Raw genomic sequence first — 24347 nt, 5'->3', positions numbered from 1 at the left:
TTTATTCTTGAAAAGATCGACCCAGCGTTTCATTAGGGCAAATATATAAATGTTTTTCTAATCTGCAAACATTATTTTTTAAATTTTTAAACCGTGGTTGTTTGAAAAAAAAACAAGAAGTTTGTATAAATAAATTATTATGAAAAAATTATTAGCAATTGCCTTTGTTGGCGGATTATTGATGGCAAGTTGTTCTAAAAAAGAAACAGCAGCAGAGACGAACACCATGTTAAGCGAACCAGAAACTCCAACCGTAGAAGCCCTGCCGACTCCTGATTCAGCAGCAGTAATAGAGCCAATGGCAGCAGATTCAACATTGATCAAACCCTAGTTAAAAAAATTAGCAGTCCGTTTGAGACTGCTAATTTTTTATATTTATTCTTCTACATTTTTCAGCGCCATTAATAATTGATAAGCGCCTTTGGTCACAAATTTCTTACTTTTATTTTCTTCTTTAAAGTTTAAAAGTTCCGTAAAACCATTCTCAGCATTTCCAATTTCGACCGGAAACATTTTAAAAGTTTTAGGTTTGATTTCTTCAAAAACATACTGCTTTTCTTCCCAAGTAACGATGGCATCGTCGGGAATTACAATTCCCTCTTCAGAGTCCGCTTCCATCTCTGCATTCATAAAAGTTCCCGGAATTAAAGAGGAATCTTTATTAACAAAACGACAATAAACCAAAACACTTCGGTCTGCAGAAAAGTCCTTACCGATGATGGAAACACGGGCTTCATATTTCTTTTTGGGATTTTGATTGGTGTAAGCGTACACTTTTTGCCCACCAGAAATCTTGTTTAAATCTTTTTCAAAAACTTTTAAAACCAAATGAATATCACCAGTATTAATGATATCAAACATTTTTTCCATCGGCGAAACGAATTGTCCAATATTGACATTTACCGTAGAAATATATCCTGAAATAGGCGAAGTCACCGCAAAAGTGCGGCGAATATTATTTGCGTTTAAGGAACCGGGATTTATTCCCATGGCAGTCAATTTCTGGGCGATTGCTTTCATCATAATGTTTTGATTTTGACTTTCATTAAAGGCTTTTTGGGTCACCTTATCAGAACTGGCTTTGTTTTCATTCAAATCTTTTTGTCGGGAATAATCCTGTTGTTCGAATTGCAGATTTGATTTGGCCAACAAATAATCCTGCTGAAGTTGCACCAATTCTGGATTTTCTAAAGTTGCCAAAGTCTGTCCTTTAGAAACATAATTTCCAGGCATAAATCTCGAAACTCGCACGTAACCTCCGCTTGGTGCGGAGACACTCGCCATTCCTTGTGGCGGAACATCGATCTGTCCGGTGAGCATAATTTTATGCGCGATATCAAGGTTGTTTAAAGTGTTGGTTTCAATACCCGAATTTTTGATTTGTAAATCAGTTAAAGAAACCTGATCTCCCACGACGGTTTCGACCTCTTCCTGAACTACTTCTTCTTTGGAACAAGAAAAAATCATAAGGCTAAAAAATATAATCAGTGTTTTTTTCATTTTAAAAATTTTGTTATTCAGAATCACCGCCAATCATTTTTGAAGTGATTCCTTTTCGATTTGTATTTTCTGAAATCGCAATTCCACCCAAGTGTAAAAGAACAAAAATTGGCATCCAATAGACGGCCAGTTTGTGGGTTGTTTCTGCTAAATCACTTAGCGATTCTGAGCCAAGTTCAAACTTCAGAAGGCTTCCGGTTATTATTTGGACAGCAATCATTGCATAGAATCCAAGATAAATAAATCCCTGAAATTTTTCTTTACCGGAAGTGATTTTTGAAAAAGGATTTGGAAATTTAATTCCTTTTACAATCATGTAAATAATTCTTATAATAAATGCTATGGTTACGACATAAGCAGCGTAAACATGCCACTCGAACATCGGATCCTGAACAGAATGAACGATGGTTCGAAGACTTTGTTTATCCAGATTTAAACTTTGAATTTGAGCATTTTTATTAACTGCTGCAGAAATTACGGTTTTGCTCATCCAAACAATTCGGAGAAATCCCGTGGTAAATAACACCAACATAAATATTGCGAAAACCCAGTGGAGAAGGCGATGTAAGACGGTATATGTTTTCATTTTGAAAATATTTAATTATTGTTGAGTTAAATTATTTAACTCAATTATTTTTGCATTCAGTATTTTTTGAGTGTCGATGAGTTTGTTTTGAATGTCTAAACTTTGATTGATTAAAATGGACCATTCCAGGTAATTAATTTCGCCTTCGTAGTATAAACGGTTGGCCGTTTTCATAATGGTTTCGGCATTTTTCAAACCTTTTGATTTGTAATAATCAGTTTCACTTTTTAGTTTTTCATATTCACCAAATAGCGATGCATATTGATTTTTAAGACTTCTAGATCCTAATTCATAATTATTTTCAGCAATCAACTGGTTGATCTTCTGGCCTTCAATTAATGATTTCTGTGCTCCATTAAAAAGTGGAATTCCAACGCCAATCATGCCGGAATGAAAACGTGCAGACCTTTCATAAAATTGGTCATCTGCGCCTGTTCCGTACATGCTGGAATTGTTATAACCAATATTAAACGTCGGCAAAAGTTTGGATTTCTCTGCATTTAATTTGGCCAGTTCTATCGCTTTCTGCTGTTCCAGTTGTTTTAAAACGATGTGATTTCCAGCATATTTTAAATCTTGATTCGGACTATTTATTTCATAGAAATTTGAATTTTCGTTTGAATACATTGTTTCATCATTGATCAGATAATTGAACTGATAAAGGGAAACTTCACGATCTTTCTTCAGATTTGCCAACTGAATTTCTGCTTGACTTCTATAATTTTCTGCCGTGGTTTTTTCCAGAATATTACTTTCTCCTTTTTTCAGTCGAAGTTCGGCGCGTTTATAATAATTAGTATAAATGGAATCGGCTCTTAACAAGAGTTTTTCCTTTTCATCCTGGTAATTGAGTTCGTTGTAGATCATAGCGACCTCGCGTTTCAAATGCCATCTTTGGACATCTAAAGTCAACATTGAGTTTTTCCATTCTTCCATCAAAACCTGTTTTTGACTGTTGTAAAAACCCGGCAATCTAAAAGTTTGATTTACTGAAAATTTATTATCGGTGTAAGCGGAAGCAAATTGGCCGATTTCTCCGGAAACATTTAAGGGATCAACCACGGCGTAAGACTTTTTAATCTTGTCTTGATATTCGATTCGAAGTTGTCCGCTTTTTAAATTGAGATTATTTTTAAAGGCTTTTTCGTACGCTGATTCCAGAGAAATCGGCGTTTGCGCTTTCAGTTGAATGGCGATCAAAACTGAAAAGGCTGTTATTATTTTTATTAGTTGTTTCATTCTTTTAATTTAAATTAAAGTCTGTTGATTATAGCGAGCCTTGCAGCCCGACTTGAGCGGAAATCCTTTTTGTGTAGCAAAGCGGAACAAAAAGATTGGGAGCGGAAGGCGGAAATGTCTGCCCCAAAAAAACTACTCGTTGTAACCATCTTCTTCGTCTGTTATTTCTTGAATATTTTTACGTCTGTCTGGGAAATGTTCTTCGAACCAAATATAGATTAAGGGCAATAAATAGAGCGTGAGGAACGTGGCCAAAAGCAATCCGCCGATGACGACTGTTGCTAAAGGTCGTTGCACTTCTGCGCCTTCACCCTGACTTAAAGCCATGGGTAAAAAACCAAGTGAGGCAACCAAAGCCGTCATTAATACTGGACGTAATCTGGTTCTTCCACCAATCTTTACGACGTCTTTTAGATCAGAATGTTTTAATTTTTGTCGATTAAATTCTGCAATTAAAACAATTCCATTTAAAACGGCAACTCCGAAAAGTGCGATGAAACCGACTCCGGCGGAAATACTAAAATTCATTCCGCGAATCCAAAGTGACAGAATTCCGCCAATCATTGAAAGTGGAATTGCGGAGAAAATGAGCAATCCATATTTTACAGAATTAAAGGCAAAATAAAGCATCAGTAGAATCAGCAATAAACTTAACGGAACTGCAATCATCAAACGAGATTTCGCATGTTGAAGATTTTCAAAAGTTCCACCATACGAAATTGAATATCCCGGTGGAAGTTTAAATTCTTTCTCAACAACTTGCTGCAAATCTTCGACAGTCGACTGAATATCTCGGTTCCTGACATTGAATCCAACGATGATTCTCCTCTGCGCATTTTCACGTTGAATTTGATTGACACTTTCTTTCAGTTCCACTGAAGCAACGGTGCTCAACGGAATTTCTGTTCCAGTTGGCGTCGCGATTAATAGATTATTGACATCATCGACATTCTTTCTTTTCTCGCCGTCTAAACGAACAACCAAATCGAATTTCTTCTCGCCTTCGAAAACCGAACCTGTCGATTGGCCCGCAAAGGCGGTGTTGACGATATCGTTGACGTCTTCTACATTTAAGCCGAATTGGGAGAGCGCTTCTCTTTTGTAAGAAATTACGATTTGCGGCATTCCAGAAATTGGTTCTACATAAATGTTTTGAGCGCCCTTGATCTTCTTGGAAATGTCGCCTAACTTTTCGGCGTATACTTTTAAAGTATCCAAATCTTCACCATAAATTTTACAAACAACATCTTGTCGGGCGCCCGTCATTAATTCGTTAAAACGCATAGCGACAGGATATTGGAAGGAATAGGTGACACCCACTAAATTTTTCTTTAATTCGGCGGACATTTTTTCAGAAAGTTCATCATAAGTTTTCGCGGAGGTCCATTCTTTTCTCGGTTTCAAAATGATCATAATATCACTCGCATCAATCGGCATCGGATCGGTTGGGATTTCACTACTTCCTGTTTTACCAACAATCTTTTCGATTTCTGGGAACTTCTTCATTAAAATTTTCGAAGACTGCATTACGGCGTCCGTGGAAGTTTTCAAATTACTTCCCGGCAAAACTCTGGTGTCTACGGCGAAATCTCCTTCTGGCAGTGACGGAATAAACTCGCCACCTAATCTCGACATGATGAAAAGCGAAACGAAGAACAAGCCAACCACGCTAAAGAATACCAAATTTGGAATTTTTAAAACAAAGTTTAAAGTTCGGTGATAAAACGATTCAAAAATGGACATCATTTTATCTGAAAAGTTTTTCTTCAGATTTATTTTTTTAGATAAAAATAAAGAACTCATCATCGGAATGTAAGTCAGGGATAGAATGAAAGCACCAATCAGAGCGAAGATTACGGTTTGTGCCATTGGTTTAAACATCTTTCCTTCGATACCTTGCAAAGTTAAAATGGGTAGGTAAACAATCAAAATTATGATCTGACCGAAGACCGCAGAATTCATCATCGAACTGGAAGAAGTATACACTTCGCGATCCATAAATTCCTGTGAAATCTTCTTGTCTTGAAACTTGGTTAAATGTTTGAATCGATGCAGAATGGCTTCAACAATAATCACCGCACCATCGACAATTAGTCCGAAATCCAGCGCACCTAAACTCATTAAATTCCCAGACACGCCGAAAATATTCATCATGATAATCGCAAAGAGCATTGCTAAAGGAATCACCGAGGCTACAATCAAACCGGCCCGCATATTTCCAAGGAACAAAACTAAAACGAATATGACGATGAGCGCTCCTTCTAATAAGTTTTTGCTTACGGTACTGATGGCGTTATTCACCATTTTTGTTCGATCGAGAAAGGCATCGATTTTCACTCCTTCCGGAAGCGTTTTCTGAATTTCGTCAATTCTGGTTTTCACGTCTTTAATGACTTCATTGGAATTTGCTCCTTTCATCATCATCACGACGGCACCAGCAACTTCACTTTCTCCATTGTACGTCATCGCACCGTAACGAATCGCTTTTCCGTATTGAACCGTTCCGATATTTTTAATAAGCACAGGTGTTCCATCACCTAGATTTTTAACAACGGTATTTTCAATGTCAGAGATTTGATTCATCAACCCTTCCGTTCTGATAAACAAAACGCTGGGCCCTTTTTCGATATAAGCGCCACCCGTGTTTTGATTGTTTTTTTGCAAGGCATTAAAAACTTCGGTAATCGTAACGCCCATGGATTGTAAAATGGCTGGATTTACCGCGACTTCATATTGTTTTAAATAGCCACCAAAACTGGCGACATCTGCCACTCCTGGCGTACCAAGCAATTGTCGGCGGACGATCCAATCCTGTATCGTCCGCAATTCCATGGGATCGTAACGGTGTTCAAATCCTTTTTTAGGCCGAACAACATATTGATAAATTTCACCTAAACCCGTGGAAATCGGCGCCATTTGGGGAACACCCAAACTGGTCGGAATATCTTTCGATACTTGCTGAAGTCGTTCGGCAACTTGTTGACGAGCCACCAATAAATCGATATCATCCTGAAAGACAATCGTAATTACCGATAAACCAAAGCGCGAAAAACTTCGCATTTCTTTGATTCCCTGGATATTATAATTGATCTGTTCTAAAGGAAAAGTAATAAACCGTTCCACATCTGGCGCGCCCAAACTTGGCGAAACCGTAATGATTTGAACCTGATTATCAGTGATATCAGGAACTGCATCGATGGGAAGATTTCTGAGTTCGAACAATCCATAAATAATTAAACCAAGCGTCATTAAAATAATGATCAGTTTATTCTTTATAGAAAATTCTATAATTTTATTAAGCATTTTCTTGAATTATGAGCGCTGTTAGCGCTTAAAGCCCTAACAGCGCTGTGGTTAATTATTCTCTTCATCACTTTTGGAAGTAGTACCATTCCCCTCAAAATTTCGATAGTCGAAATCTTGACCAGTTCTGATTTCAGTGTGTTTAATTTCCCCGCCTGTTGTTCCCACTTTCTGACCAAAGAAGAGACAAACTATCGCAAGTATTCCCACCACAAAGGGAGCATATTTAGAGATCACTGAATTTTTAAAACTAAGAATAAGAGCAGCCAATGAAATTCCTCCTAAAAAGTACGTTAGGATTGCAAAAATTTCAGAAATATCCGCATGTTTTTCAATAAGGCTTTCGGATAGACCAGCAATTTTTGTGGCAGAGTTTTCTGCGTTTTCACCAGTAACCATCGCTGCAATAGAAGTAATGGCTCCTACTATAAAAATGATGTAGGCGTTTCGTTTGGTAACTTCGGATTTTGTGAAAATTCCGATAAGGAGTATCATGAGTCCTACGATAGGAAATATGATTGGCAGATGGTTCACGACCAAATGCAAATGTAATTCATCCATTTTTTTTTGAATTTAAAATTAAAGTTTAGGTTACGTAAAATGAGTCAGAATCTTCAGATACGACACGATAATACTTTACTATAAGTAAGAATTAGATTTTAGGAGGTTCCCAAATCTGTTGAAATACGCAAGGATAGTATTTTTCAGAATAAGAAAAATTTTTGGAATCATCAACAAACACCAGATTGCGGTGCAAACTGATTGTCGCTTTTTCAGGCGGAATATTTAAAGTAATTGAAATTCCTGAAAAATCATGAGTTTTAAAAGGAAGTTTCATATCCTTAAGATAGTCGCTGTCCTTGATTTGCTCGTCGATATAATGCATTTTAAAAAAAGCAAAAACCGACATTTCTCCATCAAGAGCTTTATGAGAAATGTAATGTTCAATAAGGTTTGGTAATTTAGATAGCTGTCTAACCTCTGTAAAAGTGCAGAGATAAGTTAAAATAAATAAATAGATAAACCATTTTTTCACAGTTCAAATTTACTGAAAATTGTCCATAAAATCGATTTATTAAAAGATTTGGAATCAATACAAATAGAAATCATGTTTTTCAGCTACAAAAGCACTTAAAAATACGATCTCATTTAAAAATATAAAAATGGAGCTCATCATATTTCCACATGATTTCCAAGGTTCTTTTCTTCACTAAAAATTTACTAAATTCGCACTCTTAAAATAGCAAGAAAAATGCAGTTATCAGAACAGGAAATCATCAGAAGAGAAAAGTTACAATCCCTAGAAAAAATGGGTATTAATGCTTTTCCAGCCGAAGAATATAAAATTACAGATACTTCTAAAACCATCAAGCAAGATTTTGTTGAAGGTAAAAAAGTTACGATTGCAGGGCGATTGATGAGCCGTAGAATTCAGGGGAAAGCAAGTTTTGCTGAACTTCAGGATTCAGAAGGTAAGATCCAGGTTTATTTTAACCGTGACGAAATCTGCACTGGCGAAGATAAATCGCTTTACAACGATGTTTACAAACATCTTCTGGATATTGGTGATATCATCGGAATTGAAGGTGAGTTATTCAACACGCAAGTTGGAGAAATGACTGTTAAGGTGACCAACTTTAATCTTTTGAGTAAATCTTTGCGTCCATTACCTTTACCGAAAGTGGATGCAGAAGGAAATGTTTTTGACGGCTTTAATGATCCTGAACTTAGATATAGACAACGATATGTTGACATGATTGTGAATCCGCAAGTAAAAGAAGTTTTCATTAAAAGAACAAAATTGTTCAATGCGATGCGAACTTATTTTAATGAGGCAGGATACTTTGAAGTTGAAACTCCGATTTTACAGGCTATTCCAGGTGGTGCTGCGGCGAAACCTTTTATCACCCATCATAATGCTTTAGATATTCCTTTATACTTAAGAGTTGCCAATGAATTATATCTGAAAAGATTGATCGTAGGAGGATTTGACGGTGTTTATGAGTTCTCAAAAAACTTTAGAAATGAAGGAATGGACAGAACGCATAACCCAGAGTTTACGGCCATGGAAATTTACGTTGCTTATAAAGATTACAATTGGATGATGGATTTCACCGAGAAATTGTTGGAATTTTCAGCGATTCAAGTGAATGGATCTACAGATTCAACGTTTAACGAACATACGATTAACTGGAAAGCACCTTATCCACGAATTTCGATGACCGAATCGATTCAACATTTTACTGGATTTGATATTACCGGAAAGTCTGAACAAGAACTTTTTGATTTTGCAAGATCAATCGGGGTTGAAGTAGACGAAACGATGGGGAAAGGAAAATTGATTGATGAAATTTTTGGCGAGAAATGTGAAGGGAATTACATTCAACCAACTTTTATTACGGACTACCCTATTGAAATGTCGCCTTTGACAAAGAAACATAGAAGTAAAGAAGGATTAACGGAACGTTTTGAATTAATGGTTTGTGGAAAAGAAATCGCAAATGCTTATTCAGAATTGAATGATCCAATCGATCAAAGAGAACGTTTCGAAGCGCAGATGGAATTAGGTAAAAAAGGCGACGACGAAGCCATGTTTATCGATCAGGATTTCTTGCGTGCTTTGGAATACGGAATGCCACCAACATCAGGTTTAGGAATCGGTATGGACCGTTTAATTATGTATTTAACCAACAATCCATCCATTCAGGAAGTTTTGTTCTTCCCACAAATGAAACCTGAAAAAGCAACACCAACGTTCGAATTAGATGAAGATGAGAAATTGGTTTTGGAAATTTTGAATGCTTCAGATGAACCAATGACTTTAGGTTTAGTTAAAGTGAAAAGTGAACTTTCTGGCAAGAAATGGGACAAAGCGGCTAAAAATTTGACAAAATATAATTTGGTTAAAGTAGAGAAGATTGATGATGTGGTTTGGATAAAATTGGTCTAACAAATTTTAGAAATGATATATAGAAACCGTTATTTTCGAAATTATATTAATTTAAATTACACTTGTAGAAAATAATTAACTAAAATATTAAATTTTAGGTAGCTAATTCATAAAACTTTAGTAAATTTATTGTTAAAATAATGCCTCATGAAAAAATTATATTTTTTATTAATTTTAGTTTCTTTTATACCTTTTTTAAAAAGTCAAAAGATCAATATTGATCCAACCTATAATATTTCTTCAACTGCTACGGATATACCGCATTTTGGTAATGGTGGCGAAGTCTATAATTTTCCTGAACAATTTGAAAATAGAGTGATGCGATTTACACCAACTGGAAATTTTGATCCAAATTTTGGAGTAGATGGTTACCTCAGTCTTCTACCGCTATATACACATTCAAATATCGAGATAACTTCCTCAGGAATTTATACCTTACAATACGGCAGTCAAACCTCAAATACAATAGTGAAATACACTTTATTTGGTACTATAGATACTAGTTTTGGTATAAATGGTAGTGGACGAAGCGCGGAATTATTTACGCTTAATTCGGGAATTGTTGCTCAGAAATTGATTGTTAATAGTGATAATTCCATTTATGTACTAACAACTGGAAATCGTATAATAAAAATTTTGCCGACGGGATTAATAGATTCCGAATTTGGAACTAAAATTTTCAATTACAATGTGACATTATTACAATCGAATGACAATTCTTTGTTATTAAGATATAATAATCTCAATAAGGATATTATTACACGATATACTCCACAAGGGAATTTGGATATCAGTTTTGGAAATTCTGGAGAACTTATAATAGAAATACCAGTTGGTTTTGTAGATATTTTTACCAATAAACTTAACGAATTTTTTATTTTAAACAGATCTGAAGGTATTCACAATATTACTAAGTATACAGCAAATGGTAAAGATCTTAGCTTTGCAACTAACGGAACTTTAAGTCTTAATTATTCTTCGCTATTTCCTGGTAGCAACATTTTTGGATTAAGTAAAATAGATTTTGATTCAAATAATAAAATCCTCTTGTTTGGAACAATTAGTTATACATATGGTCAATTTGCGGGAATGATTTTACTTCAATACAATGTTGATGGTCTACCCAATAATACTTTTAATGATAACAAGAATTATTTTATGACACCGGAACAATCTAATCAGGTCCCATATCGCAATTTCAAAATTATTGACGACAACACATTTTTATTACTTTACCTACAAAGTTTTGCAGCACCTCGAAGTCTCCTTAACGTTTCTAAATACCTGAGAAGTGATGCACTAAATACATCGGAATCTAATGTGATAAATAAGGTAGAAATTTATCCTAATCCAGTGGCAGATTTTGTAAATGTAAAAGTGAGTCCTACTGAAAAATTAAAGAAAATAAATATATATTCGATAGATGGTCGGTTGATCTTCACATCTACAGAACTAAAAAATAATTTGGAATTTTTATCACCTGGAAATTACATCGTTGAAATAATTACGAATAGAAATAAATACAGTCAGAAACTTATTAAAAAATAAATTTCAAATTAACTACTTGAGTAGAAATTATAATGAAGCTAATTTGTACAAAATCGAAAACTAAAACTAGAAATATTATTTTAACAAAAACAGTCTAAATCCCTCCTCCATAAAAATAGAAATCCTCAAATTTTTGAGGATTTTTTTGTGTAATAATACCCTAATTTTATGACTTTATTAACTTTCGTAGTCGGGCCAAATTCAGTATATTTGTGGGTCTTTTGAATGGGAGACTCAACACTCCCTTTCCAGCAAAAATTTAATTAAAACAAATTGATAAATTCAAAGCCAACTGGCTTTGATGAATAACAAGATTATGAGTCAAAAAGAATATACAGCAAGTAGCATCCAGGCGTTAGAGGGAATGGAACACGTAAGGTTGCGACCTTCGATGTACATCGGGGATGTTGGTCTTAGAGGTCTCCATCATTTGGTGTACGAGGTAGTAGATAACTCTATTGATGAAGCTTTGGCAGGACATTGCGATACTATTTCAGTGATCATCCACAAAGGGGAAGCAATTACCGTAAAAGATAATGGTCGTGGTATTCCAGTAGATATGCACGAAAAAGAGCAAAAATCTGCCTTAGAAGTCGTCATGACGAAGATTGGTGCTGGTGGAAAATTCGATAAAGATTCTTATAAAGTTTCTGGTGGATTGCACGGTGTGGGTGTTTCGGTAGTGAATGCACTTTCTGTTTCGTTAATTGCCACTGTTAATAGAGACGGTAAAATATACCAGCAAAAATTTAGCAAAGGAGAGGCACTTGCGAGTGTTGAAGAAATTGGAACAACGGATGAAAGAGGAACAGAAGTTTTCTTTCAGCCCGATGGTACGATATTTCAGGAGTTAGTTTATAGTAACGATACTTTAGCAAGCAGACTTCGCGAATTATCTTATTTGAATAAGGGGATTACAATTACCTTAACAGACGAAAGAGTTGTTGAGGAAGATGGTTCCTTTATGCACGAACTTTTTCATTCCGAAGGCGGGTTAAAAGAGTTTGTAGAATATATCGACGGCAACCGTGAAAGCATTATGAATAACGTCATTTTCATGGAAGGTGAAAAAGATAATATTCCAGTGGAAGTTGCGATGAGATACAATACTTCTTACAATGAGAATTTGCACTCTTACGTCAACAATATTAATACACATGAAGGCGGAACTCACCTGGCAGGTTTTAGAAGAGCTTTAACAAGAACTTTGAAGAAATTTGCAGATGAGCTTGGACTTCCTGCAAAAGAAAAAGTCGAAGTTACGGGTGATGATTTCCGTGAAGGATTAACTGCCGTGATTTCTGTAAAAGTAATGGAACCTCAGTTTGAGGGACAAACCAAAACGAAATTAGGGAACTCCGAAGTTTCTGGTGCAGTTGATAAGATCGTAGGAGAAATGCTAACCAACTTCTTAGAAGAGCATCCTAACGAAGCAAAAATTATTGTACAAAAAGTAGTTCTTGCAGCAAAAGCCAGACAAGCAGCGAAAAAAGCAAGAGAGCTTGTTCAACGTAAATCGCCAATGGGAGGAAGTGGACTTCCCGGAAAACTTTCCGATTGTTCATCTAAAGATCCAGCGATTTCTGAACTATTCTTAGTCGAGGGAGATTCAGCAGGTGGAACGGCCAAGCAAGGAAGAGACCGACATTTCCAAGCAATCTTGCCTTTACGAGGTAAGATTTTGAATGTTGAAAAATCAATGCTTCATAAAGTTTACGATAACGAGGAGATTAAAAATATTTATACAGCTTTAGGAGTTTCGGTAGGAACTGAGGAAGACAGCAAAGCTTTGAATATCGCCAAATTAAGATATCATAAAATTGTAATCATGTGTGATGCCGATATTGACGGTGCTCACATTGCCACATTAATTATGACATTCTTCTTTAGATATATGAAGGAATTGATTGAGAACGGATATATTTATATCGCTCAGCCACCTTTATATTTACTGAAAAAAGGAAGTAAAAAGATTTATGCCTACAATGAAAAGGAGCGTGAAGAAATTACTTTGGAAATGGCTCCGGACGGAAAAGGCGTAGAAGTTCAACGTTATAAAGGTCTGGGGGAAATGAATCCAGAGCAACTTTGGGACACGACTTTGAATCCTGAACGCCGTACTTTGAAACAAATTAGAATCGAAAGTTTAGCAGAAGCTGACAACGTATTTTCTATGTTAATGGGAGACGAAGTTCCACCAAGACGAGCATTCATCGAGAAAAATGCAATCTACGCAAAAATTGATGTTTAATTTTAATTAAAATAAATACCAAAAGCTGTTCAATTAATTGAGCAGCTTTTTTTGTAGACTGTAGTTAATACCTTTATTTTGCAACAGAAAAATTTCCTTAAATTTACGCTATGAAAGAAATTGTCGGCCTATCCCTTATAATATCCCTAATCTTTGTTGGTTGCGACAAATCAAAACCCAATGCCGAAAACACCGAAAAAATTACGGTGAATAATGAGGCAACTTTTCAGCTAGATTCAATTAACGTTAAAGACTCTTTAAAAGTAGATCAGAATCTTACCGTAGTATTTGAGTCGAAAATATTGGTGTTCCCTACCCTAAAAAACAAAACGCTACTAGACTCTATTTATGCGCCAAAGCAAATTCAATTATCGGACTATTCTAAGGCAAATTTAGCGGAAGCGAGCAATAAGAAAAAGTCAGAATATTATGAAGAACAAAAATCATCTTTAAAAGATTATAAGCCTGAGTTCGCGCAAAGCTGGTTTACTCATAGCGATATGAAAATGTTCTCAAAAGACAATAATTTTCTGACTGTTCAGTACACAGGTGACGGTTATACAGGTGGAGCGCACGGCTATTATTATGAAAATTACAAAGTTTTTGATTTGAAAACCAACAAAACAATGCAGTTAGCCGATCTTATTACTGATCCAGGTGCTGCTATTTGGCAGAAAATATTAATGGATAATTTCATTCAAAATGATGGCGATAAAGGACAAGTCGATATGTTATTAGTTGATCAAATTCCGTTAAACTCCAATTTCTATTTTGATAAAGAGCATCTGTATTTCCTTTACAACCAATACGAAATTACGGCTTATGCTGCTGGCCCTGTTCTCATAAAAATCCCTTTGGCTGATATCAAACTACTATTAACAGATGATTTTATTAAAAGGCAATCATTATAAATTTTAATAAAGCAAGTTTAATCACTTGCTTTTTCTATTTTTACACTCCATGAAAAATGTAGCTTTTATTATTAATCCTTTCTCGGCCAATAAAAATTATCAGCCTTTTTTAGCTTCTCTTCAAAAACAGATTGAAGATCCTTGCTTTTATATCTCAGAATCAACAGCCGGAACTGAAAAATTCATCCAAGATAATTTTGACTCCACGGATATATTTGTGGCCGTTGGCGGTGATGGGACGATTTCTTCCGTCGCAAAACAGTTGATCAACACGGGTAAAGTTCTCGCCATATTTCCAGCTGGCTCGGGAAACGGCTTTTCAAATGAAACTAATTTTACCAAAAATTTAGATGAACTTTTGATAAAAATTAAAGCAAAAACTTTCCGAGAAATCGATACTTTTAAGGTGAATGACCGACTTTCAATTAATGTTTCCGGAACAGGATTCGACGGAAAAGTAGTCAAGCAGTTCGAGAAAACAAGCAGAGGTTTTAAAAATTACATCAAAATTTCGGTTGCAACTTTCTTTAACTACAAACCAATCAATGTAAAATTTTCCGCTGAAGAATTTAAAAGACACGACGGTGATTATCTCATGGTAAACATTGCTAATACCCGCCAGTTCGGCAACAACGCTTATATTGCGCCCCACGCTAGTACCGTAGACGGTTTGGTTGAAATGGTATTGGTGAAAAAATTTACCTTGATACAAGGCGCTGCTTTTGCATTCCGAATGTTTACCAAAACATTAAAAGAAAACGCCTACGTGACTTTTCTTTCTGTACCAGAAATTACTTTTACAGTGGATACAAAAGATTGGCATTTAGATGGAGAATACAATGAAATAGACTCTCCGATTCATATTAAAGTATTGCCGAAAAGTTTGAAGATTTTAATTTAGATTTAAGTAATCTACACTTAAGAAATCTGTTCTTGCAAACCCTTTTTATAAGTTTCCAAAGCCCTCACTCTGGCAAATTTATGGTCTACAATTGGTGCGGGATAATCCTTCGTTCCAAATTCTGCAACCCATTTTTTGATGTATTTAAAATCGGGATCAAACTTCTTCTGCTGCTCTGCTGGATTGAAAACTCTAAAATAAGGCGCCGAATCACAACCGCTCCCTGCACTCCACTGCCAGTTTCCGTTGTTGGCAGATAAATCATAGTCTAATAATTTCTCCGCAAAATAAGCTTCCCCAATTCGCCAATCCATTAATAAATGTTTGGTAAAAAAGCTGGCACAAACCATTCGCACGCGGTTATGCATAAAACCAGTTTCATTTAATTCACGCATTCCAGCATCTACAATTGGATATCCGGTTTTTCCGTCTTGCCATTTTTTGAGCAACTTGTCATCATACAACCAGTCGATATTATCATACTTTCTTTTGAAAGATTCATGCACTACTTTTGGAAAATGATAAAGGATTTGCATAAAAAATTCTCGCCAAATTAATTCCTTCAAATAGGTTTCATTGAGCAGCCTTCCCTCCGCAGCGAGTTTGCGAACGCTAATCGTGCCGAATCGAAGATGCACGCTCATTTCAGAAGTTGGCGTGGTGGGAAAATTACGGGTTTCGTGATAAGTTTTTAAGATGCTGCGATCAATTTTCGGAACTTCAAATTGATAACCAGTTTTCTTGAATCCAATTTTCTCCAGCGAAATATCTTGTTTTTCAACATCAATTAGATGTGACAATAATTTTTCACTGCTGTAAAATTCAGATTCTTTCGAATTGTATTTCAGCAACCATTGTTTCGAATAGGGCGTGTAGATTGTATAAGGCGTTCCATCAGACTTTAAAATATCATCTTTATGATAATGAACCTGATCCTTGAAAGTATAAAAGTCTATTTTTTTCTGATTTAAAAAATCCTTGATTTCAAGATCTCTCTTGATTGCCGAAGGTTCATAATCTTCATTACAGATAACGCTTTCCACGGAATATTTTTTAGCAAGTTCTTCAAAAACAGCTAATGGTTTTCCATGTAAAATTTTTATGGACTTTCCCGACTTCTCTAAATACTGATTTAAAACCTGCAAAGTTTGGATGATAAAATCCACTCTTTTATCTTCCTTATTTTCTAATTTTGAAAGAATCTCCGTATCAAAAATAAAAATAGGCAAAACGTTTTCAGAAGATTCCAAGGCTTTAAAAAGTCCATGGTTATCTGCCAATCGCAAATCTCTTCGAAACCAGAAAATAGTAACTTTATGCTTCATTATTAATCAACTTCAACAAAATGCTTGGACTTTCGTTACGCAAATTGGTATACAAGGTTTGATGAAAAGTGTTTAATTTCTTTAAAGAATCCAATAAATTTTCTTTCTCATATTCATCTAATTTTCCACACATAATCTTTGAAGCAACCGTGATGTCTTTCATTGATTCCTGAAACACTTTCTTTCCTTTTTCGGTTACTGAAATGCGCGTACTTCTTTTGTCTTCGGCATCAGGACTTTCAACGAACAATCCGTTTCGGACTAATCTCTTAATAATCTCAATGCCCGATTGTTTTTCATGCGCATTTTTTTCAATCAACTGCATTTTCGTCAAAGATGGATAATCCATTAACCTGAACAAATACGTAAAATCCTCGTTGATCAAATCGGGATGATTTTCGAGGGATTTTTTAATTAAATGTTTAGAATATCTGCCCAACATAATAACCTGTTTGGCGATTTCATTTTCAAGATCAAAAACTTCCAAATCAAATTTACCAGTTAAATTTCTAGGCGTTTCGTTTTCGTAAGCTTTCTCATTTAAATAAAGTCGAAAATCTTCCAAACTGGTTTGGGTGTTCGATTGTGATTTTTGAAAAGTATCTACTTCTGTTAAGATATCGATGATTAAATTTAATTCCATATTGGTTATTTTTTTATTAAAGTTTTATATTTCCTAAACCACCGTCAAGGCCAATAATTTGTCCCGTCATCCACGAACTTTTATCAGATAAGAGAAACTCAACTAATTGAGCACTATCGTCTGGAGTTCCAATTCTTTGCAGTGGATGTCTTTTTGCCGAAGCTATTCTTTTGTCATCAGTCGACAGTAATTGCGCGGCTAAAGAAGTATCAGAAAGCGAGGGTGCAATCACATTAACTCGAATATTTGCCGTCGCCAATTCTGCAGCTAAGCTTTTAGCAAATCCTTCAATGGCCCCTTTACTGGCCGCGATCGATGTATGAAATGGCATTCCTAATTTTGCAGCAACAGTTGAAAAGAGGACAATACTTGCTGATTTCGATTTTTTCAAAGCGGGCAAACATTTTTGAATCACTCGTACCGCACCCATAAAATTTTGATTAAAATCTGCCAGAAAATCTTCTTCTGTTAACCTGTTAAATGGTCTTAGATTAATAGAACCTGGACAAAACACCAACCCGTGTAATTCCTCTGGCAAATTAAGATCAGTCAAATCATCTTTAGATACATCCAATTCGAAAAACTGAGTTCCTAAAAGTTCTAATTCCGGCGTTAGATTTCGTGAAATCGTGAATAGATTTTCATCGCTCAGCAATTGAGCAGAATGCAAGCCGATTCCTTTTCCAGCTCCAACAATTAATATATTTCTCATACTATTTTAAACTATTATATTTTATTTCTTTTGCATCTTTCGCTACAATATTTAACACTTTCCCAATCTTTTTCCCATTTTTTTCGCCAGGAAAAAGGTCTGTCACAAACTGGGCAAATCTTCTGAGGAAGATGTTCTTTCTTACTATTTTTCAAATTGAATTATGGTTTTGCATACGGCAACTGATCTAAAAAATCACTATCGTAATACGCATCTAATCCACCGCTCAATAACAAATCTGTAGGATCAACTAATCCATCTTTAGCTAGTCGATCTTTCGGCAGATGCACACACTCAATCTGGCCTATAACCATAATGGTTTTATTGATTTCAATATTTAAAATTTGCTTCAATTTCAACTCTACTTTAATCGCTGACTCTTTCACAAAAGGTGCAAGACATTGTCCTAAATATTCTGGTTTCAAGCCAACTGCCTCAAATTCCGACTCCTCTTTCTGATATCTTGCTGATGTCTGATGCGCTTCTTTCAGCCATTTTTTATGCACAAAATTTAAGGTATAACTTTCCGATTCTTTGATATTTCGCAAGGTATCTCGTTCGACAGAATCGGGTCTCGAAATAAATCCCAACAATGGCGGATGGGCACCCAAATGAATTAACGAATTAAAAATGGCTACATTTTCCTGACCGTCATTCGACTTTGTACCAATCAAAACAACCTGACGAATTCCAGCTAAAGAATTAATGAACTTCGTTCGAAAAAGCTTTTCTGCTTTCGAAATTTCATCGGCTGTCATTGACACCATTTCTACCTCATTTTGCATTTATCTCTTACTAATTTTATTTCCTGAAATCATTTTTTGTCGGCTACATTTAAACCGGTCAATTTCATTATTTCTCTTAAACAAATGTTTTTGACTTACTCCCGAATTGACTCGAGCGCGCCATAAATTAAAAGAACTTCTTTTCAGTTCAGCCCTCATTAAAGCGATTACATCTTTTTCTGCCAAAGAAAACTGATATTTAATTGCTTCAAAAGGGGTTCGATCTTCCCAAGCCATTTCAATAACTCGGTCGATTTGTTCAATGGTTAAATCCACTTTTACTGAAATTTTTTATAGTTGTTAATGATAATATTATTCGCTTTAATGTCGTGCATTAAATTGTATAAGCCAAAAAATGTACGGTTCATATAAATAAAATGACGCGATCCACGATTGGCATTTCTACCTTTCATCTGCGTATTCTTCGCATATTTCTGGCCAAGTTCGGCAATGGCTGCAAAGAATTTCCCGTCAGAGAAATTAAAGTTTTCTTCTTGGAAAGGCGTTGTGAATAAGTACAACAATTCGTAAAATATTTCAGTAAAAAATTGTTTCTCATCTTCAGAATCATCTAAACGGATGATTTCTAATTCCAGCAATTTAGCATCTAAAAATTCTTTATTATCCAAGTTTTCACGAACCGCCAATTCAAAATAAGGAATGTAAAAATCTTGCGGAATGGTTTTCATGCATCCAAAATCAATCGCAATTAAAGTTCCTTCAGGAGAAACTAAGAAATTTCCGGGATGCGGATCAGCGTGCACTTTTTTCAAGTGATGAATTTGAAACATGTAGAAATCCCAAAGCGCCTGTCCGACTTGATTGGCTAATTCTGGATCCTTATTTTCTGCACAAAAAGTGGAGAGATGCTTGCCATGCATCCAATCCATGGTGATAATTCGATCATTTGAATATTCTGAATAGTAATCTGGAAAAGCCAGATTAGGCAAGTTTTCACAACTTTTTCTGATTTCTAAACTTTGGTTGATCTCTAAAACGTAATCTGTTTCTTCTAATAATTTATCCTCAACTTCTTTGAAATACTGATCAGAATTCTTTCCTTTAATATTAAACATCTTCATGGCAATCGGTTTTACCATCGCTAAGTCAGATGAAATAGAATCTGAAACTCCCGGATATTGAATCTTAACCGCCAACTCTTTTCCATCTTTCATCGCTTTGTGAACCTGACCAATACTGGCCGCGTTGGTAGAATTTGGTTCGAAATGATCGAAAAGTTCGGTCGGTTTTTTTCCGAAATAAGTTTTAAAAATCTTGGCTACCAACGGCGCTGACAAAGGGGGAACTTGAAACTGCGATAAAGAAAATTTCTCCACATACGCTGCTGGTAAAATATTTTTTTCCATGCTGAGCATTTGGGCAACTTTCAAGGCGCTTCCTTTCAGCTCTTTCAAACCGTCATAAATGTCAGTCGCATTATTTTCATTAAGCGTATTCTTGGCCTCTTCTTCGGTTTTCGTAATTTTATCTCCGTAATATTTCAAATAGTTGACGCCAACTTTAGCGCCTGTGGAGATTAATTTACTGGCTCTTTGGATTTTGCTTGTGGGTATTTTATCTAATGTTTTCATTATTTGTTTTTTACTTTTTCATTAAAAAGAAATTTTCCTAAATCGATTAACTTCTTTAATGGTTTTATTTCGAAAAGTTCAAAGCTTGTATCAACTGACTTCTCGATAAAAATATCTGTTTTTTCAAAGTTTGGACTGGTATCATCAAGCCAGAATTTTAAAGTAGCCATGAAGTGACCCCAATATAATTCCTCGATTCCCTTATTTTTATAGCGCTCCATCTTTTCCATTCGTTCATTAACATTATCCATTAATGGTTCGGAAATATTTAATGACTTAATAAACAGTTGGAACTCCTTTTTAAGAGACCACAATTTTTTCAAATTATCCAGATTATTTTTATCGGAAGCAATCAGATAGATTACGAGACTTCGATTCAGCGTTAATTGCTCAAAGAAAGTATAGTAAAAAGAAAGCAGTTTTGTTTTGGGATGCTCGTGGTAGTAATTTTCTTCAGCCGTGATCAAAAGCATACTTTGGTCCATAAAAAACTTTAAGTAATCTGCTTCCAGTTGATCGAAGTTGGCGTAGAACGAATAAAATTCGGCTTCACTAATTCCATGGTCATCGCAGAACGTAAAAACATTCAGCGGCTTCTTATTATTTCTTAAAACGTATTTTGAGTAAAGATCTAAGATTATCTCCTGTGTTAATTCAGTATTTTTCATATCTTGGTTTGTAATTAAAGTACAAATTTAGTAAAAAAACTTTCTATTTACAAAATAAAAGTATATTTTTGTACCATTATTTAAAACATGAAAAAAGTTGTCATTATCGGATCTGGATTTTCCTCACTTGCTTCTGCCTGTTACATGGCTAAGGCAGGCTATTCTGTTCAGGTTTTAGAAAAAAACGAACAGTTGGGCGGTCGGGCTTCTTTGCTCGAAATTGAGGGTTTCAAATTCGACATGGGCCCGAGTTGGTACTGGATGCCAGATATTTTTGAGCGTTTTTTCGCCGATTTTGGAAAAAAAGTTTCTGATTATTATGAGCTGAAAAAATTATCACCAGGTTACAGAGTAGTTTTTGGGAAAGATGATTACATCGATATCTCTGATGATCCCGAAAAAATCATCGCAAAATTTGAAGAAGTAGAGCCAGGAAGTGGCAAGCATCTTCGAAAATTCATGAAAGATGCGCGCGAAAATTATGAGATTGCCATGAAAGATTTGGTTTATAATCCCGGAAAATCGCTTTTAGAATTAGTAAGTATTGAAACAGCGACACGATTAAATCTATTTGTTCAAAATATTTCGCAGACCGTTCGTAAGAATATTAAGAATCCAAAACTGCAAAGCATTTTAGAATTCCCAGTTTTGTTTTTGGGTGCAAAACCTCAAAATACGCCAGCCTTTTATAATTTTATGAATCATGCCGATTTCGGTTTAGGAACTTGGTATCCGAAAGGTGGTTTCAATGCCGTTGCTTTAGGAATGGTAAAATTAGCGAAAGAGCTAGGTGTTGAATTTCACATTAATCAAAATGTAACCGAAATTCAAGCTGAAAATAATAGAGCAACGAGCGTAATTACCACAACTGATAGTTTTGAGGCTGACTTGGTTATTTCAGGAGCAGATTACGCGCACACTGAAAAGTTACTAAAGAAGGAGGAAAAAAACTACACTGACAATTATTGGCAAAAGAAAGTTTTTGCGCCATCGTCCTTCTTATATTATGTGGCATTTGATAAAAAAGTGCCAGAATTGCAACATCACAATTTGTTTTTCGATACCGATTTTGGGCAACACGCTGTAGATATTTATGATGAGCCAAAATTGCCCACCAAACCTTTGTTCTACGCAAATTTCTCTTCAAAAACAGATTTAGACCTTTGTCCAGAAGGAAAGGAAGTTGGTTTTTTCTTAATTCCGGTGGCCGTTGATTTAGAAGACAATCAGGAGATCCATGATCGATACTTCGATTTGATAATGGACCGCGTGCAAAAAAATATTGGCGTAGATTTACGCAGTTCAATTTTATTTAAGAAAAGTTTTGGCGTTCAGGATTTCAAAGAACGGTACAACTCTTGCCGCGGTAATGCTTACGGCCTTGCCAACACTTTATTGCAAACTTCTATTCTACGACCAAGCATCAGCAATAAAAAAATTAATAATCTATTCTACACGGGTCAATTAACCGTTCCAGGACCGGGTGTTCCACCAGCTTTAATCTCCGGAAAAGTAGTTACTGATTATATTCTTCAACATCAAAACAAAATATTCTAACCATGAATAATTTAGAAATTTTTAACTCGTTTTGCGGACAATCCTCCAAAATGGTTACTGAAAAATACAGCACCTCGTTCTACAAGGCGTCTTCCTTATTTAAACCAGAGATTCGCCAACACATCTATAATATTTACGGATTTGTGAGATTGGCAGATGAGATTGTAGATACTTTTCATGATTACGATAAAGCTGGTTTGATGGATGATTTTGAAAAAAATTATCATACAGCCAAAGAAAAAGGAATCTCGCTTAATCCCATTCTGCACTCGTTTTGTCTAACTCAGCGGGAACAAAAAATTCCGCAAGATTTGGTAGATGCTTTTTTGCATTCCATGAAGATGGATTTGAGTGAAATTAAAGATTTGAGCGACGATAAATACAACGAATATATTTATGGTTCAGCAGAAGTTGTTGGTTTGATGTGTCTTAAAGTTTTTGTTGACGGAAACGTTTTAGAATATGAAAAGTTAAAACCTTACGCTCAAAGTCTTGGTGCCGCTTTCCAAAAAATCAATTTTTTAAGAGATATCAGCGCAGATTTTAATGATCTGAATAGGACTTATTTTCCAGGCGTCGATTTTAAAAACTTTTCGGCTGAAGATAAGATCGGTATTGAAAGAGATATCGCGCAAGATTTTGCCCATGCAAAAATTGGTATTAAAATGTTACCGATTTCAAGTAAATTAGCGGTGTTTATGGCGTATAAATATTATTTTAATTTGTTTAAAAAAATTAGAAACACCAAACCAGAATTATTATTAACCAAAAGAATTCGTGTTTCTAACGCTCGAAAAATGTATCTTTTCGGCGAAATGATTCTAAACAAAAATTTGAACCTTCTTTAATGAAAAGACTCGGAATATTATTACTCATCTTAATCTCCAATGTGATGTTCGCTCAGGATTTACAAGAATATAGAAAATTGCTGCAAACTGGTGAGAAATCAGAACGTGCCGCAAAAACTTTGATTGACAAATCAAATACGGCTTACCAAACTACAAAAGAACCAATATTTGCGGGATTTCTGGCGGTTGGGAAATTCTTTATGGCAAAGCATGCTTTCAACCCGTTGAAGAAAATGTCCTATTTTAATGATGGTAAAAAAACCATGGATCAGGCTTTGAAAATGGATCCAAGTAATTTAGAAATTCGCTTGATGCGCTTAATTACGCAAGAAAGCGCTCCCGCAATTTTAGGCTACAACCATCAAATCAAAGAAGACCGAACTTATTTGACAAGAGAATACGTCAATGAAGAGGACAAATTTTTAAAATCATACATCAAAGATTACTTAAAATTATAAAATGGAAATTCTAGGATATATTGCACTTACAGCTGTTGTTGTTCTCCTGATGGAAGCAGCAACCTGGTTTACTCATAAATTTATAATGCACGGCTTTGGCTGGTACTTGCACGAAGATCATCATCAACCTGGTTACCCGCATGTATTTGAAAAAAATGACGCTTTCTTTATCGTTGGTGCTATTCCCAGCATTCTTCTTTTTTGGTTTGGAACCAGAGGTGGAATTAATTATTTATTTTTTATCGGTTTAGGAATTTTAATTTATGGAACTCTGTATTTTCTAGTTCATGATGTGCTAATACATCGCCGTTTTAAATGGTTTGATAAAACTTCAAACTGGTATTTAAAAGGTCTAAGAAAAGCCCACAAGATTCATCACAAACATTTAGGCAAAGAAGAAGGTGAATGTTTCGGAATGCTCTATGTCCCGATGAAATATTTCCAGGAAGCTAGAATGACAACTATTAAAAAATAAACCTGCCTTTCTTACGCGTTTGTTTTCTTGATACTTTAAATAAAAACTCAAAATCACTTAGAAGCATTTATTTTTAAAAAAATTGCTATAGACGA

General features: G+C 35.3%; 24 protein-coding genes. 10 read left to right on the top strand and 14 right to left on the bottom strand.

The annotated features are described in order from the left end of the window. Nucleotides 1-139 precede the first annotated feature (139 nt). On the top strand, nt 140-331 hold the full coding sequence (locus tag BMX49_RS10220) for a hypothetical protein (protein WP_034720451.1): 192 nt from the start codon (nt 140-142) through the stop codon (nt 329-331). 44 nt (nt 332-375) lie between these two features. Here the strand turns inward: BMX49_RS10220 and BMX49_RS10215 are convergent, their stop codons facing one another. The 6 genes from BMX49_RS10215 to BMX49_RS10190 form a co-directional block, all read right to left on the bottom strand. Continuing rightward, nucleotides 376-1500, bottom strand: a complete 1125-nt coding sequence (locus tag BMX49_RS10215) for an efflux RND transporter periplasmic adaptor subunit (protein WP_034720449.1) — start codon at nt 1498-1500, stop codon at nt 376-378. 13 nt (nt 1501-1513) lie between these two features. Continuing rightward, the gene (locus BMX49_RS10210; RefSeq protein WP_034720447.1) at nt 1514-2086 is read right to left on the bottom strand and encodes a cytochrome b/b6 domain-containing protein; all 573 of its coding nucleotides are present in this window, start codon (nt 2084-2086) and stop codon (nt 1514-1516) included. Between the two features lie 15 nt (nt 2087-2101). Then, complete coding sequence (locus tag BMX49_RS10205; RefSeq protein WP_034720445.1) at nt 2102-3325, bottom strand: TolC family protein; 1224 nt, start codon at nt 3323-3325, stop codon at nt 2102-2104. 132 nt (nt 3326-3457) lie between these two features. Beyond that, a complete protein-coding gene (locus tag BMX49_RS10200; RefSeq protein ID WP_074726728.1) occupies nt 3458-6628 on the bottom strand; it encodes an efflux RND transporter permease subunit in 3171 nt (1056 codons plus the stop codon). Nucleotides 6629-6679: 51 nt separating this feature from the next. After that, nucleotides 6680-7189 carry a DUF2231 domain-containing protein gene (locus BMX49_RS10195; RefSeq protein WP_051803826.1) on the bottom strand — a complete coding sequence of 170 codons (510 nt, stop codon included), beginning with the start codon at nt 7187-7189 and terminating at the stop codon, nt 6680-6682. 91 nt (nt 7190-7280) lie between these two features. Continuing rightward, complete coding sequence (locus tag BMX49_RS10190; RefSeq protein ID WP_051803825.1) at nt 7281-7664, bottom strand: hypothetical protein; 384 nt, start codon at nt 7662-7664, stop codon at nt 7281-7283. A gap of 216 nt (nt 7665-7880) precedes the next feature. Here BMX49_RS10190 and lysS point away from each other — a divergent pair, with 216 nt between their 5' ends. The 5 genes from lysS (at nt 7881) to BMX49_RS10165 (ending at nt 15189) form a co-directional block, all read left to right on the top strand. Further along, nucleotides 7881-9578, top strand: coding sequence for a lysine--tRNA ligase (gene lysS, locus BMX49_RS10185; protein WP_034720443.1), 1698 nt, complete (start codon nt 7881-7883; stop codon nt 9576-9578). 147 nt (nt 9579-9725) lie between these two features. Continuing rightward, nucleotides 9726-11126, top strand: coding sequence for a T9SS type A sorting domain-containing protein (locus BMX49_RS10180; protein WP_034720441.1), 1401 nt, complete (start codon nt 9726-9728; stop codon nt 11124-11126). Nucleotides 11127-11442: 316 nt separating this feature from the next. Beyond that, nucleotides 11443-13377, top strand: coding sequence for a DNA topoisomerase (ATP-hydrolyzing) subunit B (gene gyrB / locus BMX49_RS10175; protein WP_034720439.1), 1935 nt, complete (start codon nt 11443-11445; stop codon nt 13375-13377). 110 nt (nt 13378-13487) lie between these two features. Then, nucleotides 13488-14288 (top strand): PdaC/RsiV family protein, encoded by an 801-nt coding sequence (locus tag BMX49_RS10170; RefSeq protein ID WP_034720437.1) that lies wholly within the window; start codon nt 13488-13490, stop codon nt 14286-14288. 49 nt (nt 14289-14337) lie between these two features. Beyond that, nucleotides 14338-15189, top strand: a complete 852-nt coding sequence (locus tag BMX49_RS10165; RefSeq protein ID WP_034720434.1) for a diacylglycerol/lipid kinase family protein — start codon at nt 14338-14340, stop codon at nt 15187-15189. 17 nt (nt 15190-15206) lie between these two features. Here BMX49_RS10165 and BMX49_RS10160 read toward each other — a convergent pair whose 3' ends face one another. From BMX49_RS10160 to BMX49_RS10125, 8 genes are read right to left on the bottom strand one after another with little or no spacing between them, the layout of a single operon-like run. After that, nucleotides 15207-16514 (bottom strand): cryptochrome/photolyase family protein, encoded by a 1308-nt coding sequence (locus tag BMX49_RS10160; protein ID WP_034720433.1) that lies wholly within the window; start codon nt 16512-16514, stop codon nt 15207-15209. Beyond that, nucleotides 16504-17157, bottom strand: a complete 654-nt coding sequence (locus tag BMX49_RS10155; RefSeq protein WP_034720432.1) for a MarR family winged helix-turn-helix transcriptional regulator — start codon at nt 17155-17157, stop codon at nt 16504-16506. Before BMX49_RS10155 ends, BMX49_RS10160 begins: the two co-directional genes overlap by 11 nt. A gap of 16 nt (nt 17158-17173) precedes the next feature. Next, nucleotides 17174-17869, bottom strand: a complete 696-nt coding sequence (locus BMX49_RS10150) for an SDR family NAD(P)-dependent oxidoreductase (RefSeq protein ID WP_034720429.1) — start codon at nt 17867-17869, stop codon at nt 17174-17176. A 14-nt stretch (nt 17870-17883) separates the two neighbouring features. Beyond that, a complete protein-coding gene (locus BMX49_RS10145) occupies nt 17884-18024 on the bottom strand; it encodes a DUF2256 domain-containing protein (RefSeq protein ID WP_074726727.1) in 141 nt (46 codons plus the stop codon). A 6-nt stretch (nt 18025-18030) separates the two neighbouring features. Further along, a complete protein-coding gene (locus BMX49_RS10140; protein ID WP_126337111.1) occupies nt 18031-18627 on the bottom strand; it encodes a flavin reductase family protein in 597 nt (198 codons plus the stop codon). A 27-nt stretch (nt 18628-18654) separates the two neighbouring features. Beyond that, nucleotides 18655-18930: a TIGR03643 family protein gene (locus tag BMX49_RS10135; RefSeq protein WP_034720425.1), complete on the bottom strand. Its 276-nt coding sequence runs from the start codon at nt 18928-18930 to the stop codon at nt 18655-18657. Between the two features lie 2 nt (nt 18931-18932). Next, a complete protein-coding gene (locus BMX49_RS10130) occupies nt 18933-20246 on the bottom strand; it encodes an ABC1 kinase family protein (RefSeq protein ID WP_034720423.1) in 1314 nt (437 codons plus the stop codon). After that, nucleotides 20246-20914, bottom strand: coding sequence for a TetR family transcriptional regulator C-terminal domain-containing protein (locus BMX49_RS10125; RefSeq protein WP_034720420.1), 669 nt, complete (start codon nt 20912-20914; stop codon nt 20246-20248). The genes BMX49_RS10130 and BMX49_RS10125 overlap by 1 nt, the downstream gene beginning before the upstream one ends. 87 nt (nt 20915-21001) lie before the next feature. Here BMX49_RS10125 and crtID point away from each other — a divergent pair, with 87 nt between their 5' ends. From crtID to BMX49_RS10105, 4 genes are read left to right on the top strand one after another with little or no spacing between them, the layout of a single operon-like run. Beyond that, nucleotides 21002-22471, top strand: coding sequence for a bifunctional phytoene desaturase/3,4-desaturase (gene crtID / locus BMX49_RS10120; RefSeq protein WP_034720418.1), 1470 nt, complete (start codon nt 21002-21004; stop codon nt 22469-22471). A 2-nt stretch (nt 22472-22473) separates the two neighbouring features. Continuing rightward, the gene (locus BMX49_RS10115; RefSeq protein ID WP_034720415.1) at nt 22474-23319 is read left to right on the top strand and encodes a phytoene/squalene synthase family protein; all 846 of its coding nucleotides are present in this window, start codon (nt 22474-22476) and stop codon (nt 23317-23319) included. After that, nucleotides 23319-23777, top strand: coding sequence for a hypothetical protein (locus tag BMX49_RS10110; protein ID WP_051803824.1), 459 nt, complete (start codon nt 23319-23321; stop codon nt 23775-23777). Before BMX49_RS10115 ends, BMX49_RS10110 begins: the two co-directional genes overlap by 1 nt. A 1-nt stretch (nt 23778) precedes the next feature. Continuing rightward, nucleotides 23779-24252: a sterol desaturase family protein gene (locus BMX49_RS10105; protein WP_177169191.1), complete on the top strand. Its 474-nt coding sequence runs from the start codon at nt 23779-23781 to the stop codon at nt 24250-24252. Nucleotides 24253-24347 lie beyond the last annotated feature (95 nt).

This window comes from Kaistella antarctica (genome assembly GCF_900109615.1).
GTDB lineage: Bacteria > Bacteroidota > Bacteroidia > Flavobacteriales > Weeksellaceae > Kaistella > Kaistella antarctica.
This window is presented reverse-complemented; position numbering and strand designations above follow the sequence as displayed.

Coding starts and splice junctions, on each gene's coding strand:
- BMX49_RS10220 (WP_034720451.1), top strand. CDS start 140: ATGAAAAAATTATTAGCAATTGCCTTTGTTGGCGGATTATTGATGGCA.
- BMX49_RS10215 (WP_034720449.1), bottom strand. CDS start 1,500: ATGAAAAAAACACTGATTATATTTTTTAGCCTTATGATTTTTTCTTGT.
- BMX49_RS10210 (WP_034720447.1), bottom strand. CDS start 2,086: ATGAAAACATATACCGTCTTACATCGCCTTCTCCACTGGGTTTTCGCA.
- BMX49_RS10205 (WP_034720445.1), bottom strand. CDS start 3,325: ATGAAACAACTAATAAAAATAATAACAGCCTTTTCAGTTTTGATCGCC.
- BMX49_RS10200 (WP_074726728.1), bottom strand. CDS start 6,628: ATGCTTAATAAAATTATAGAATTTTCTATAAAGAATAAACTGATCATT.
- BMX49_RS10195 (WP_051803826.1), bottom strand. CDS start 7,189: ATGGATGAATTACATTTGCATTTGGTCGTGAACCATCTGCCAATCATA.
- lysS (WP_034720443.1), top strand. CDS start 7,881: ATGCAGTTATCAGAACAGGAAATCATCAGAAGAGAAAAGTTACAATCC.
- BMX49_RS10180 (WP_034720441.1), top strand. CDS start 9,726: ATGAAAAAATTATATTTTTTATTAATTTTAGTTTCTTTTATACCTTTT.
- gyrB (WP_034720439.1), top strand. CDS start 11,443: ATGAGTCAAAAAGAATATACAGCAAGTAGCATCCAGGCGTTAGAGGGA.
- BMX49_RS10170 (WP_034720437.1), top strand. CDS start 13,488: ATGAAAGAAATTGTCGGCCTATCCCTTATAATATCCCTAATCTTTGTT.
- BMX49_RS10165 (WP_034720434.1), top strand. CDS start 14,338: ATGAAAAATGTAGCTTTTATTATTAATCCTTTCTCGGCCAATAAAAAT.
- BMX49_RS10160 (WP_034720433.1), bottom strand. CDS start 16,514: ATGAAGCATAAAGTTACTATTTTCTGGTTTCGAAGAGATTTGCGATTG.
- BMX49_RS10155 (WP_034720432.1), bottom strand. CDS start 17,157: ATGGAATTAAATTTAATCATCGATATCTTAACAGAAGTAGATACTTTT.
- BMX49_RS10150 (WP_034720429.1), bottom strand. CDS start 17,869: ATGAGAAATATATTAATTGTTGGAGCTGGAAAAGGAATCGGCTTGCAT.
- BMX49_RS10140 (WP_126337111.1), bottom strand. CDS start 18,627: ATGACAGCCGATGAAATTTCGAAAGCAGAAAAGCTTTTTCGAACGAAG.
- BMX49_RS10130 (WP_034720423.1), bottom strand. CDS start 20,246: ATGAAAACATTAGATAAAATACCCACAAGCAAAATCCAAAGAGCCAGT.
- BMX49_RS10125 (WP_034720420.1), bottom strand. CDS start 20,914: ATGAAAAATACTGAATTAACACAGGAGATAATCTTAGATCTTTACTCA.
- crtID (WP_034720418.1), top strand. CDS start 21,002: ATGAAAAAAGTTGTCATTATCGGATCTGGATTTTCCTCACTTGCTTCT.
- BMX49_RS10115 (WP_034720415.1), top strand. CDS start 22,474: ATGAATAATTTAGAAATTTTTAACTCGTTTTGCGGACAATCCTCCAAA.
- BMX49_RS10110 (WP_051803824.1), top strand. CDS start 23,319: ATGAAAAGACTCGGAATATTATTACTCATCTTAATCTCCAATGTGATG.
- BMX49_RS10105 (WP_177169191.1), top strand. CDS start 23,779: ATGGAAATTCTAGGATATATTGCACTTACAGCTGTTGTTGTTCTCCTG.